Source organism: Nocardia sp. NPDC060220, from assembly GCF_042727815.1.
Classification (GTDB): Bacteria; Actinomycetota; Actinomycetes; order Mycobacteriales; family Mycobacteriaceae; genus Nocardia.
Genome location: NZ_JBHWZY010000097.1, coordinates 1 through 12,710 on the forward strand (window position 1 = coordinate 1; position 12,710 = coordinate 12,710).

The 12,710-nt window shown below is 68.2% G+C and carries 12 protein-coding genes; 10 read left to right on the forward strand and 2 right to left on the reverse strand.

Annotation, left to right across the window (positions count from 1 at the left end):
* From ACFWF3_RS07630 to ACFWF3_RS07655, 6 genes are all read left to right on the forward strand, one after another.
* Positions 1–940: ATP-binding cassette domain-containing protein (locus ACFWF3_RS07630; protein WP_379312917.1), on the forward strand; the 940-nt coding region annotated here is incomplete at its 5' end.
* Complete coding sequence (locus ACFWF3_RS07635; RefSeq protein WP_379312918.1) at positions 937–1,755, forward strand: ABC transporter permease; 819 nt, start codon at positions 937–939, stop codon at positions 1,753–1,755. The genes ACFWF3_RS07630 and ACFWF3_RS07635, both read left to right, overlap by 4 nt.
* Positions 1,755–2,543: an ABC transporter permease gene (locus tag ACFWF3_RS07640; protein WP_378991521.1), complete on the forward strand. Its 789-nt coding sequence runs from the start codon at positions 1,755–1,757 to the stop codon at positions 2,541–2,543. Before ACFWF3_RS07635 ends, ACFWF3_RS07640 begins: the two co-directional genes overlap by 1 nt.
* 48 nt (positions 2,544–2,591) lie before the next feature.
* The gene (locus ACFWF3_RS07645) at positions 2,592–3,686 is read left to right on the forward strand and encodes an ABC transporter substrate-binding protein (RefSeq protein ID WP_379312920.1); all 1,095 of its coding nucleotides are present in this window, start codon (positions 2,592–2,594) and stop codon (positions 3,684–3,686) included.
* A gap of 86 nt (positions 3,687–3,772) precedes the next feature.
* Complete coding sequence (locus ACFWF3_RS07650) at positions 3,773–4,681, forward strand: dioxygenase (protein ID WP_379312921.1); 909 nt, start codon at positions 3,773–3,775, stop codon at positions 4,679–4,681.
* 93 nt (positions 4,682–4,774) lie between these two features.
* Positions 4,775–6,502 (forward strand): PQQ-binding-like beta-propeller repeat protein, encoded by a 1,728-nt coding sequence (locus ACFWF3_RS07655; protein WP_379312922.1) that lies wholly within the window; start codon positions 4,775–4,777, stop codon positions 6,500–6,502.
* A gap of 22 nt (positions 6,503–6,524) precedes the next feature.
* Here the strand turns inward: ACFWF3_RS07655 and ACFWF3_RS07660 are convergent, their stop codons facing one another.
* Positions 6,525–7,202 (reverse strand): TetR/AcrR family transcriptional regulator, encoded by a 678-nt coding sequence (locus ACFWF3_RS07660; RefSeq protein WP_379312924.1) that lies wholly within the window; start codon positions 7,200–7,202, stop codon positions 6,525–6,527.
* A 95-nt stretch (positions 7,203–7,297) separates the two neighbouring features.
* On the opposite strand from ACFWF3_RS07660, the gene ACFWF3_RS07665 reads away from it, so the two are divergent.
* The 3 genes from ACFWF3_RS07665 (at position 7,298) to ACFWF3_RS07675 (ending at position 10,684) form a co-directional block, all read left to right on the forward strand.
* Positions 7,298–8,590, forward strand: coding sequence for a lipase family protein (locus ACFWF3_RS07665; RefSeq protein ID WP_379312925.1), 1,293 nt, complete (start codon positions 7,298–7,300; stop codon positions 8,588–8,590).
* On the forward strand, positions 8,584–10,137 hold the full coding sequence (locus ACFWF3_RS07670) for an AMP-binding protein (protein WP_379312926.1): 1,554 nt from the start codon (positions 8,584–8,586) through the stop codon (positions 10,135–10,137). Before ACFWF3_RS07665 ends, ACFWF3_RS07670 begins: the two co-directional genes overlap by 7 nt.
* 142 nt (positions 10,138–10,279) lie before the next feature.
* Positions 10,280–10,684, forward strand: coding sequence for a hypothetical protein (locus ACFWF3_RS07675; RefSeq protein ID WP_379312927.1), 405 nt, complete (start codon positions 10,280–10,282; stop codon positions 10,682–10,684).
* A 1-nt stretch (position 10,685) separates the two neighbouring features.
* Here ACFWF3_RS07675 and ACFWF3_RS07680 read toward each other — a convergent pair whose 3' ends face one another.
* Positions 10,686–11,837 (reverse strand): epoxide hydrolase family protein, encoded by a 1,152-nt coding sequence (locus ACFWF3_RS07680; protein WP_379312929.1) that lies wholly within the window; start codon positions 11,835–11,837, stop codon positions 10,686–10,688.
* 63 nt (positions 11,838–11,900) lie between these two features.
* On the opposite strand from ACFWF3_RS07680, the gene ACFWF3_RS07685 reads away from it, so the two are divergent.
* The coding region (locus tag ACFWF3_RS07685; RefSeq protein WP_379312930.1) for a helix-turn-helix transcriptional regulator at positions 11,901–12,710 on the forward strand (810 nt) is incomplete at its 3' end.

Below are 12,710 nucleotides of genomic sequence, written 5' to 3' on the forward strand. Positions count from 1 at the left end.
GTCCTTCGGCGACGTGCACGCGCTGCGCGGCGTCGATTTCGAGGCCGCCCCCGGTGAGGTGCTCGGCATCCTCGGCCCCAACGGCGCGGGCAAGACGACGATGGTGAACATCCTGTCCACCCTCGTCACGCCCGACAGCGGGCGGGCGGTGGTCGCCGGCCACGACGTCGTCGCCGACCCCGCAGCGGTGCGCAAACGCATCATGCTCACCGGGCAGTACGCCGCGCTCGACGACATGCTCAGCGGCTACGAGAACCTCGTCATGTTCGGCAGGCTGATGGGGCTGCGCAAACCGGCGGCGCAGGTCAGGGCAAGGGAACTACTCGGCGAATTCGATCTGGAGAAGGCGGCGAATCGGCGCGTCGGCACCTATTCGGGCGGCATGCGGCGCCGCATCGACATCGCGTGCGGTCTCGTGGTGCGACCCGATGTCGTCTTCCTCGACGAACCGACCACCGGCCTCGATCCCCGCAGCAGACAGGGCGTCTGGGATCTGGTGCGCAGCTTCAAGACCGCGGGGATCACCACCCTGCTCACCACTCAGTATCTGGAGGAGGCCGACGCGCTCAGCGACCAGATCATCGTGATCGACCACGGCGTGGTGATCGCCTCCGGTACCGCCGACGAGCTGAAACACCGCACCGGCGGAAGCTACTGCGAGATCGTGCCGCTGGATCTGGAAGGGCTACCCACCATCGTCGCCGCGCTCGGCTCGCTGCTTCCCGCGGAGAACCTGGCCGCGCTCACTCCCGAATCGGATCGCATCACCATCCCCGCGCCCGACGGTGCCAAGACACTCGCCGAGGCCCTGCGGCGACTCGACAACGCCTCGGTCGAACTCGTCGACATCGCCCTGCGCAGGCCCTCACTCGACGATGTGTTCCTGCAGCTCACCGGTCACCTCGCCTCGACCGAGGACGAATCGGCGGCCACCCCATGACCGCCATCACCTGGAACACCTCCGTGCGCGCGACACCGGAGACGGTGCAGCAGTGGTGGGTCCTGAGCACCCGGCTGATCGTGCCCTCGATCAAAACCGGCGAGTTCCTCGCCTCGGTGCTCGCGCCCGCGGCCTTCACGGCCAGCTTCTACATCCCGCTGAAAACGGTGATGACGTTCTCCGGCAACGGTTTCAGCAGTTACGCCCAATACATGATGCCGCTGGTGATCCTGCAGGCCGCCGCGTTCACCGCCATCTCGGCGGCGTTCCGCTCGGCCACCGATTCCGTGGCGGGCCTCAACCGCCGCTTCGGCGCGATGCCGCTGCGCCCGCTGGTTCCGGTCGCGGCGCGGATGTCGGCCAACCTGTTCCGGCTGCTGATCGCGCTGGCCGCGGGGATCGCCGCGGGCTATGTGATCGGCTTCCGATTCCGGCTCGACGCCGCGCACACCCTCGGCTATCTGGCATTCTCGGTACTCATCGGACTCGCGTTGACCCTCGGCGCGGATGTGATCGGCACGCTGTCCAAGAGCCCCGAAGCCACCTCGCAGGCGCTGCTGCTGCCCCCGTTGATCTTCGGCATGCTCTCGACCGGTCTCGCACCGGCGAGCCAGTTCCCGGAGTGGATCCAGTGGTTCGTGCGCAATCAACCGGTCTCCCAGTTCGCGATCGTGTTGCGCGCGCTGGCCGGTGACACCAAGGGCAACGCCGGGACGGTGACCTGGTCGCTGGTGACCCCGTCGCTGCTCTGGCTTGCGGCGATGCTGGCGATCTGCGCGCCGGTGGCCATCCGGCTGAGTTCCAGGAGGGCCTGATGGCAGAACACTCGGAGACCTCGGCGGTGTCGCTGCTGCGGCACACACTGATCCAGACCGAGCGGCTGCTGGTGCGCTGGGCACGCAACCCGGTCACGCTGCTCGAGACCTTGCTCATCCCCTGTCTGCTGCTGGTGATGCTCAACATCGTGGTGGGCGGTCAGATCGAGAAGTTCACCGGCGACGATGCCCTCTACGGCTCGGTGCCGATGGTCGCCCTCGTCGGCGCGCTGTCCGGCGCCGTCGCGAGCGGCGTGCTGCTCGGGCGTGAACGCGACGCGGGTCTGCTGGCCAGATTCTGGGTGCTGCCCGTGCATCGCGCGTCGGGCCTGATCTCGCGCATCCTCGCCGAGGGCTGCCGGATCCTGCTCGGCACCGTGACGGTGCTGATCGTCGGCTACCTGCTCGGCTTCCGCTTCCACCACGGTCCACTGGCCGGCCTGGTATTCCTGGCGATCCCCGTGGTGTTCGGCCTCGCCTTCGCCACCATGGTCACCGCCGTCGCCGTCTACAGCGCGAAGGCCTCACTGGTCGAGGGCATCACGATCCTGGCCTCGCTGATGATGTTCTTCAGCACCGGATTCGTGCCGCTCGTCGCCTTCCCGACCTGGATTCAGCCGGTGGTGCGCTACCAGCCGATGTCGGTGGCCGTCGACGCGATGCGCGGACTGTCCGACAAGGGTCCCATCGCCGTACCCCTGCTGCTCACCCTCGCCTGGTCCGGCGCCGCGCTCCTGGTGTTCGCCGTGCCCGCCGCCGTCGGCTTCCGGCGCGCGAGCCGCCGGTAGCTCGGCCCGCGGCATTCACGCCGTCGGCTACGCAGTACCCTCGTGCGCATGCTGGCGAGCGTCCGAAACCGCACCCGATTCCGTCGCACCGCAGAGCAGGGCGGGCGCGTCCGCTCACGCGGCTTCGTCGTGGCTGCCGCGTTGCTGTGCGCCGCCGTGTTCACCGCGGGATGCGCGGATAAGCACGACGACGCGAGCACGATCATCCGCACCACCACGAATATCGCCGGTGCGGGCGTGGTCGGGGCCGATCGCGACACCGCGACCGCGTGCCCGTTGCCGAGTGCGCCCGACGCGGGCCCCGGCGGCACCCGAACGGTGACTCACACCGCCGGTACCTCGCAGGTTCCCGCCGACCCGCAACGCATCGTCGTGCTCACCACCTCGGCGCTCGACGCGGCCTGCGCGGTCGGTCTGTGGGAGCGGGTCGCGGGCGCGGTGACCCTCGACGGCGACCGTTCGCAGCCGATGTACCTGGGGTACGGCGTGGTGAAGGTGCCCAGCATCGGACCGATCGGTCAGCCCGATCCGGCTCGCATAGCCGAGCTGAAGCCCGATCTGATCCTCGGCGACGTCGCACCGGCCGCGGGCGGGTACGAGGCGCTGAGCAAGATCGCCCCCACCGTGCTGATCGGTGCGGGCGGCAGCTGGCAGTCCGATTTCGCCGCCTATTCCGCGGGGATGAACCGCAACGATGCCGCCGAAACCGCCCTGCAGAACTACCTCACCGAGGCGCACGACCTCGGCCCCGCACTGAACGCGCGCCAGTCCCAAGCCTCGGTGCTGCGCTTCACCGCCGACACCACGCAGGTCCAGGGCGCCGAAACCTTCGCCGCCCACGTCCTGTCCGATGTCGGTGTCCAGCGTCCGACCGCCCAGCGAGGACCGTCCTTCGACATCACCGAAGCCGACCTCGCCACCAAAGCCGAAGGCGACGTCATCTACGTGATGTTCGACGGCCCGGACGGCGAGAAACACGGCAAACAGGTCCTGCGCTCCGACCAGTTCGAGGAACTGGGCGCCTCGACCGACAAGCGGGTCTTCGCGGTCGACGACAAGATCTGGCACACCACAGGGCTCACCGCCGCCCGCGCGGTCCTCACCGACCTGCGCAACAGCCTCAACGGTTACGTCACCGATTGACTCCCAGCTGACTCCCAGCGTCTTCGCAGTCCCAGCGCAGTCCACCTGCTTAGCGTGGTCGGCAACAAGGCAGCGAAGGAGCAGCTATGGGCGAGCACGATCTGGGACTCGGGCACGATCTTCGAGTGATGTCACGGCGGCGAGCGCTGAGTTTCCTCGGCGTCGCCGGGGTCGCGGCAGCGGCGGCGGGTTGCGCGGCCGCGACCGACAGCTCCGGCACGAGCACGAGCTCGGCCGGCAGTGCCACCTCCGCGTCAGCGCAAACACCCGCCGCGGCACCGCAGGAGACGGCGGGCCCCTACCCGGGTGACGGTTCCAACGGACCCAATGTCCTGATCGAATCCGGTGTGGTGCGCTCCGATATCACCACCAGCTTCGGCGCGTATTCCGGTACCGCCCAGGGTGTTCCGATGACACTCACGCTGAATCTGCGCGACCTCGTGAAGAACGCGGCTGGCACCGGAATGGCGGTGTACGTCTGGCATTGCGACCGCGAGGGCCGGTACTCCCTCTACACCGAGGGCGCCACCGAACAGAACTACCTGCGCGGTGTCCAGGTGGCCGACGACGACGGCACCGTACGGTTCACCTCGATCTTCCCCGCCTGCTACGCCGGGCGCTGGCCCCACATCCACTTCGAAGTCTACGACTCCCTCGCCACCGCGGTCGCGGGCGACAACGCCCGCCTCACCTCCCAGATCGCCCTCCCCCAAGACGCGTGCACCGCCGTCTTCGACGCCGACTCCGGCTACGTGAACAGCACCCGCAACCTGTCCGGCGTGACCCTCGCCTCCGACGGCGTCTTCGGCGACGGCTGGGACGCCGAACTGGCCACCGTCACCGGCACCCCGGCCACCGGCCTGTCCGTCGCACTCACCATCGGCGTAGCAGCCAAATCCCAGAACACCCAGTCCGACAATGGTTTCCCGGGCTCGCCGCCCGCGGGCAACGGCGCGCCGGGCGGCCCGCCACCCGGCGGGCCAGCACCCCGCTGACGAGTCCGCGGGTACTGACGCCGAACGGTCGGGTAGCCGTGAGCCCGCTATCCTCAGGACGCGACTCTGTCGCACCATCGCTGGGGAGGGTCGATGAACAACAGCCGCACTACGTCTTTGCCACGGCTACCGGACTGTTCGCGGCTGGCAACGTTGACCGCAGCCCTCGGTACCGCGGTACTGATCGGGGGCGTCACGCTCGGCCTCTACAGTCGGTTCCTCGCCGCTGCGAACCCGGTCACGCCACAAGACGATGCTCCAGCCGAGCTACCCGATGCCCTGGGAATGTCGGCCATCGTGGTCGGCGGCGCGGCACTGCTCGTCGTCGCTGTCGTTCTCCTGGCGGCGCGACGACTGCGCGCCGCAGGTTTCGGCAACCCCGGCGTGACGATATATCTGGTCTCGGCCGTCGCCATCGGGCGCACAGTGCAACTGCACGTTCCGTCCGTCACGGAGCAGATATTCGAGCACTACACAGCCTTTCCCCGGCTGCCCACCGCGCTCGCCGCCTGGGTTCTCGTGTGCCTCGGCATCCTTGCCCTCTGCTATCCCCTCACCGTCGCACCACGTTTCACACCGACGACGCGCACGATCGCGGTGCCTGCCACGATCGGCCTGCTGCTGTGCGCGCTTGCCACCGGCGCGGCGCTGCGGGTCGGTGACGACGACCGGTCCGTCGACCATCGCACCGCCGCTTCGGTAGTCGCACCGCCGATCCCGAATCGACTGGGGCAGGAGCGATTTCGCATGGACCTACAGGAAGGAAGCAGCACAGTCGTCGGTGGTCCCGGCTTCGTCGTCGGCACCACAGCCGGCATCACGGCCTATGACGGAGCGACGGGCACTTTCCGCTGGAACTACCTACGGCCGGACGCCGCCGAAAGCGGTGTTTTCCACCGCGCGGAAAAACTGCTGTCCATCCCGGCCGAGAATGTTGTCGTCACCAGCTGGAACCACCTGGGGTGGATCGCATTCGACGCCACCACCGGCGAAAAGCTCTGGACCGAATCCGAATTCGCCGATGACAGCCGATCCGAGATGCGAGTCGCCCGAGGCTTCGGCACCGCCGGCGAAACCGCGCTTGCCTTGGTCGATGACGAACTCTTCGGCGTTTCGCTCGGTAACTTCGCCCGGTACGACGCTCGCACCGGGCGACACATATGGTCCGAACCTGCCCCACCCGAGGGTTGCGACAAGAAGGGGTCGCAGATCGCGGTCACCGCCCCCGCGGTCTACCACGTCCTGATATGCCGCAATGCGGAGTCCGCGTGGACCACCGTTCTCGCACTCGATCCCGCTACCGGCACGCAGATCGCGAAGCGGGATCTCCCCAATCCCGACCCCGATCGCGCACCGACGGTTTCGGTGAGCAAGGACGCGCTGTCGGTCGACTGGCGCTACCGGAACGCACCGCTCGACCACCTGGTCGTCACCTCTCCCGAACTGCTCAGCATTGCCGCCGTCACGGCCGGCCATGTCGAGGTGATCGCCCTCGATCCCGCGACCGGCACGGTCGTCACCATCTCCGGGGATACCGGAATCACTCTGTCGGAGGGTGGGGATCCAGCTCGGTCACGGGCCGACCCCGTAGCACGATCGGTCAGCCTGAAACCGTCCGACTCGATGCTGCTCACCGAAGAACTGGTCACTGTCAGCGGGGAGCAATTGCGTACCTGGCGGCGAGAAGACCTCGCCGAGAACCCATCCCCGGTACCCCTCGGATCCGGACAGGCTTTTCAGATCATTGCCGCACCCGGCATAATCCTGGTCCCCTTCACCGACAAATCCGCAGGCCGACAGCTGATCGGATTCGCGCCCTGACCACAGGCGCCGCACAGCGACCTCAGCGCCCTGAACGGTCCGCGGCGGCGGCCAGTCCCAGGTGCACGATCTCGATGAAGGCCGTGAGATCTCTGATCAGGACGTCGATGTCGCCTGTCGCGCCCGCGTCGGTGTGGAGCCAGTCGGCGACGGTTTCGAACAGGCCGCCGATCGCGGAGACAGCGAGGGCGTGCAGGTCGATGCCGATTCCCGCGGGGGGCACGAATCCGTATTCGCGCCACAGGGTTTCGAGGAACTGGGCGGCCCAGCGGCGGTTGACGCGCCGCTGCTGTTCGACCTTCGCCGAAATGCCGCTGGCCTCACCGAAAGTCACCTTCGCTACCCGGGGGTCGTCGACCATCGAGTGGGCGAAGGCGCCGATCACGGCGGCGACCACCTCGTCGCGGGTGCCCGGGGATTCCGACAGCGCGGTGGCGACCCTGTCCTGCGCGCGTTCGCTCTGCTGCTGCAGCAACGCCAGATAGCAGTGTTCTTTGCTGTCGAAGAGCTCGTAGAAGGCCTTGTTGCCGACGAAGGCGGTCTGGCAGATCTGCTCGATCGCGGTGTTGACGTAGCCCTCGGCGGCGATCAGGTCGAAGGCGGCGGCCAGGATCTGTTCGCGCCTGCGCGCGCGGCGCTGTTCGGCGTCCAGGCCCTGGATGCGCCGGGAGCGGACTTGGCTCTTGTCGGTCGACGTCACGCAGCTCAGCCTACAGATTGCCGAATATAAACAAGAACTCTTGTTCTCAACAAGACGTCATGCTGTAATCAGCATCACCAATCGAAGGAGATGCCATGCAGCGCAGCACGGCCACCTGCCGGTCGCCCCGGCTCCGACGGCTCGGCGCCCGAGCCCTGCCCCTGCTCGCGATGACGGCGCTGGCGACAGGGGGTCCGGCGGGCGCCCAGGATTTCGAACTGCCGCCACTGCCGAACGAGGCGCAGGTGTATCCGGCGGTCGTGCCGATCCCCACACCGCAGCACGACCCCTGGTACGCCGACCCGGCCGACCTCGCCGGCTACGCCAACGGCGACGTGATCCGCAGCCGGGTGGTGCAGACCCACGTGCTCGGCCTCCCGGCTCCCGTACACACCACCCAGCTCCTGCTCCGCAGCTCCGACGTACACGACAACCCGATCGCCACCGCCACCACCGTGCTGATGCCGGGCATCCCGTGGCCGGGTCCCGGTGCGCGCCCGCTGATTTCGTATCAGGAGGCGATCGACAGCCTCGGCCGCCAGTGCAATCCGTCCTACACCCTGCGCGCGGGCATCCAGAAGGAGGTGGCCATCATGAGCCAGTTCCTTGCGGCGGGCGCGGCCGTGGTGGTCACCGATTTCGACGGCACAGAGAACACGATCATGTCGCCCAGCGAGGGCCGGATGGTGCTCGACGGCATTCGCGCGGCCCAGCGCGGCGGTCTCGGGCTCGACGCCGCACCGGTGGGGCTGTGGGGCTATTCCGGGGGCGGCAACGCGTCCGCCTCGGCCGCCGAGCAACGCCGCCACTACGCTCCCGAGCTCGACATCAAGGGCAGCGCGCAGGGCGGAATCCCCGGCGACAAGGTCGCGATCGCCCCGTTCGCGATCTCGGGACAGCAGCCGCAAGCCAACTTCACCGGCTGGCTCGCCGTGCTCGGACTGGCCCGCGAATACCCCGACTTCGACGACCAACTGCGGCAGTATCTGACTCCGGAAGGCCGCCGGGTTGCCGACGACCTGCGGGAACGTTGTCTCTATACCTCCGTGGCGACCACCCTGCTCCGCCCGATGGCGGAGTATCTGACCGATCCAGCGGCCGCACTGGCCGCCGCGCGACCCGCGCTGTCGGCCGCGAGTTTCGGCAGACCCGAGAACACCCCCGATATGCCGCTGCTGATGTGGCATTCGACCACCGATCAACTGCTGCCCGCCGAACTGGCGATCGACAAGATCGCCGCCGACTACTGCGCCCGCGGCGTGAACATGCGGATGATCCGGGTGCCGTTCTCCGAGCACATCAGCGCCGAGATCGTCCCCGAACTGGGCACGGTCGCCTGGTTGCTCGCGGTCACCGCGGGCGCCGACCCGGGGCCGCGAGTATGTTGAGCGCCGCCACGACCTCGCTACGCCAGATCCGCGCCCTGGCACGGGCCGGGATCATCGATCCGCGTCGCCCCGCGCAGATCCTGCGCACCGCCCGCACCATGCGCGCGTTCGGCCCGATCGCCGGTGGGATCCGTTCCTCGGCGCGCCGCGCACCCGACCGCATCGCGCTGATCTGCGACGGCGAGCGGATCAGTTACCGGGAACTCGATCAACGTACCGACGCACTCGCGGCCACCTGGCACGCCGGCGGCCTCGACGCGGGTGACACGGTCGGCGTGCTCTGTCCCGACGGGGTGCGGCTCGTCGAATCCATGGCCGCCACCGCGAAACTCGGCGCTCGACTGGTGCTGCTCAATACCGGCTTCGGCGCGGCGCAGTTGCGTGACGTGCTGGACCGGGAGAGGGTCAGCGCACTCGTGCTCGACCCCGCCCTGTCCACGATGGCTCAGGATCTACCCGAACGGATAGTCCTGCTGGACAGCGTGATTCGCTCCGACGCCCCACCGATCGGCACCCCCGCACAGCAGGGCGGTTTCGTCCTGCTCACCGGCGGCACCACAGGGACGCCCAAGGGCGCACCACGACGAGTCGAATCACCCTTGGCCGCCGCACAATTCGTCGACCGGGTCCCGCTTCGACGCGGGCAGACGGTGCTGCTGTGCGCGCCGCTGTTCCACGGCACCGCGCTGTCCCAGTTCATCCTCTCGCTGAATCTGGGGTCGACGATCGTGCTGCACGGCAGGTTCGACGCCACCCGCGCGCTCGCGCAGATCGCCGAGCATCGCGCCGACATGGTCGTGCTGGTACCGACCATGCTGCGCCGCGTCCTCGATCTGGGCCCGAAGTCGTTGTCCACCACCGATACCAGCTCCCTGCGAATCGTGTTCACCGCCGGAGCGGCGTTGCCGTCGGCGTTGGGCACCAGGGCGATCGACACCTTCGGCCCGGTGATCTACAACTTCTACGGCTGCACCGAAACCGGTACGGCCACCATCGCGACGCCGCGAGACTGGATCGCCGCACCGGGCACCGTGGGCAAACCCCCGGTCGGGATCACCGTCGCGCTCTACGACGCCGACGGCACCCGGATCACCGAGCCCGGCGCGGTCGGCACCGTCTACGTGGGCAACACCATCGCCTTCGAGGGCTACTCCGGTGGCGGGTCCAAGCAACTCCGTGGCGGTTTGATGAGCACGGGCGATCTCGGTCATTTCGATTCCGGCGGAAGGCTTTTCATCGACGGACGCGATGACGACATGATCGTCTCCGGCGGTGAGAACGTCTTCCCCGGCGAGATCGAGGACCTGCTCTACCGGCACCCGTCGATCACCGAAGCGGCCGTGATCGGTGTCCCCGACGAGGAATTCGGTCAGCGGCTCGCCGCGTTCGTGGTGCCCGCGGGCGAGATGGACGCCGAGACCGTGCGCGACTACGTGAAAACCCATCTCGCCCGTTTCAAGGCTCCCCGCGACGTGCTGTTCGTCGACGAACTGCCCCGCACGCCCACGGGCAAGATCGATCGCCGCGGTCTGGCCGCGCTCGGCTGAACGGACCAGGCGGCGCCGACGAGGGGTCGACGCCGCCGGCTCGATCGAGAAAACCACTGGTAGACGGCCGATTGCTATCATGGCCAGCAGTGCTCCATGACGTCGCGACGCCGCTCGGCCACCCAGCGCTCGAGGAGGAACCATGGCTCAGCATTCCGATGATCGAGTCCCACCCGCATCCGACAACGCCGCCGATCTCGACCTGCCGTGGGCGCCCCGCGACCACCGGTGGAACGGTTCCGAGGCCGAACACGACGCGCTGAAATGGGCCGACGGAGACGCGCTGAAGATGGCGAGCATCTACCTGTATCGCGAATCGGGCGGCAACCCCGCGACCGAGGCCGACTACAAATTCCCGGTCGCCGACATCATCGACGGCAAGCCGACCCTGGTGTTCCGCGCGGTAGCAAACGCGGCGTCACGCCTCGACTCGGCCGACATCTCCGATGCCGACCGCAAGCAGGTGAAACACCGGATCGGCGAGCTCTACCAGCAGGCAGCCGATGCCTTCGACGACCCGTCACTGCGACCGCCCTGGGACCGCTGACTCAGCGCAGTCCGCGAAAGAACGCGCGGATGTCGCCGACCAGCAGGTCCGGCACTTCCATCGCCGCGAAGTGGCCGCCTCGATCGAACTCCGACCAGTGCACGATGTCGGCGGCGGCGTAGCGCCGGATCGCGATGTCCTCGGCGAAGACCGCGACGCCGACGGGCGTGGTCAGCGGCGTGGTCTGACTGGAGCGGACGTGGGTGGCCTCGTAGTACAGCGCGGCCGATGAACCCGCGGTGCCGGTGAGCCAGTACAGCATCACGTTGGTCAGCAGCCGATCTCGGTTCACCGCGTCCTCGGGCAGGCCCGCGGCCGGGAACGTCCACTCCTTGAACTTCTCCACGATCCACGCGAGCTGGCCGATCGGCGAATCGTGCAGGCCGTAGGCCAGGGTCTGCGGGCGTGATGCCTGGATCGTGAAGTAGCCGTTGCCCTCGCTCTTGAACCGGGCGAGGCGCTCCAGCCGGGCGAGCTCGGCGGGCGTCATCGTCGCCTTCTCGTCGTCGGAGACCGGGCCGAACGGGATGTAACCGAAGGTCGCGGCATTGACGTGCACGCCGATCACCTTGTCACCGCCCGCGCGCCCCACCTCCGGCGTGACGAACGCGCCCCAGTCACCGCCCTGTGCGCCGTAGCTCTCGTAACCGAGTCTGCTCATCAACTCGACCCACGCCTTGCCGATGCGCGCCGGATCCCAGCCCTCCTCGGCGACCGGACCGGAGAAGCCGAAGCCGGGCAGCGACGGAATCACCAGGTGGAAGGCGTCGGCCGGATCGCCGCCGTGGGCCGCGGGGTCGGTGAGCGGACCGATCACATCGAGGAACTCGACGACCGAACCCGGCCAACCGTGCGTGAGGATCAGCGGCGTGGCGTCGGGATTCGCCGAACGTACGTGCAGGAAATGGATGCGCTGGCCGTCGATCTCGGTGGTGAACTGCGCGAACTTGTTCAGTTCCGCCTCGGCCGCGCGCCAGTCGTAGGAGGTGCGCCAGTATTCGGCCAGCTCGCGCAGGTACGCGACCGGCACACCGCGACTCCACTCGGCGCCGGGCTGCTCGGCGGGCCAGCGCGCGTCGGTCAGCCTGGCCTGCAGACAGTCCAGCTCGGACTGCGGAATGTCGAGGTGGAACGGGATGATCTCGTTGCTCATGAGGACAACGTTATGACCACAAGCGGACACCTTCTGTCCTATAGAACTGGCAGAGTCGAATTCGTGAAAGAAACTTCGGCGCGGCTGCTTCGGCTGCTCTCGCTCCTGCAAACCCGGCGCGAGTGGTCCGGCGACGAGCTCGCCGCGCGCCTGGACGTGAGCACCAGAACGGTGCGCCGCGATGTCGACAAGCTGCGCGCGCTGGACTACCCGGTCCGCGCGGTGAAGGGCATCGACGGTGGCTACCACCTCGAGGCGGGCGCGCAGCTACCGCCGTTGCAGCTCGACGACGAGGAAGCCGTCGCGATGGCGATCGCGCTGCGCACGGCGTCGATCAGCGGAGTGAGCGGCATCGGCGAGACCGCGCTCAGCGCGCTGGTCAAACTCGAGCAGGTGCTGCCCGCGCGATTGCGGCACCGGGTGCACGCAATGCAGGTCTCGAACGTCCAGACCCCCGGCCGGGCTCGCGTCGATGTCGATCCGGCGGTGTTGTCCGCCATCGCGGCCGCGTGCCGCGACCGTCAACGCCTGCGATTCGACTATCGCAGCGGCAACCGCGAATCGCGTCGCGAGACCGAACCGCACGAACTCGTCACCTGGGGCCCACGCTGGTACCTCGTCGCCTGGGATATCGACCGCGACGACTGGCGCACCTTCCGCGTGGACAGAATGCAGCCCACAATCCCGGTGGGCCCGCGGTTTTCGCCGCGCGAGATCCCCGGTGGCAACGCGGCGCAACACGTGGCGAAAGGTGTCGCCCAACTCTGGCCCTACCGCGCCACCGTGCGGTACGGCAGCACGAAGAGTGAGGCCAGCAGGGCGTCGCGGCCGAAGAGCGCCGCGTACCAGGGGACACCGGCGCCCGGCACGAGC

Bases quoted from the DNA above. Each gene is read 5' to 3' on its own strand.
- ACFWF3_RS07680 (WP_379312929.1), bottom strand. From the start codon at position 11,837: ATGAGCAACGAGATCATCCCGTTCCACCTCGACATTCCGCAGTCCGAG.
- ACFWF3_RS07645 (WP_379312920.1), top strand. From the start codon at position 2,592: ATGCTGGCGAGCGTCCGAAACCGCACCCGATTCCGTCGCACCGCAGAG.
- ACFWF3_RS07675 (WP_379312927.1), top strand. From the start codon at position 10,280: ATGGCTCAGCATTCCGATGATCGAGTCCCACCCGCATCCGACAACGCC.
- ACFWF3_RS07655 (WP_379312922.1), top strand. From the start codon at position 4,775: ATGAACAACAGCCGCACTACGTCTTTGCCACGGCTACCGGACTGTTCG.
- ACFWF3_RS07670 (WP_379312926.1), top strand. From the start codon at position 8,584: ATGTTGAGCGCCGCCACGACCTCGCTACGCCAGATCCGCGCCCTGGCA.
- ACFWF3_RS07635 (WP_379312918.1), top strand. From the start codon at position 937: ATGACCGCCATCACCTGGAACACCTCCGTGCGCGCGACACCGGAGACG.
- ACFWF3_RS07665 (WP_379312925.1), top strand. From the start codon at position 7,298: ATGCAGCGCAGCACGGCCACCTGCCGGTCGCCCCGGCTCCGACGGCTC.
- ACFWF3_RS07640 (WP_378991521.1), top strand. From the start codon at position 1,755: ATGGCAGAACACTCGGAGACCTCGGCGGTGTCGCTGCTGCGGCACACA.
- ACFWF3_RS07650 (WP_379312921.1), top strand. From the start codon at position 3,773: ATGGGCGAGCACGATCTGGGACTCGGGCACGATCTTCGAGTGATGTCA.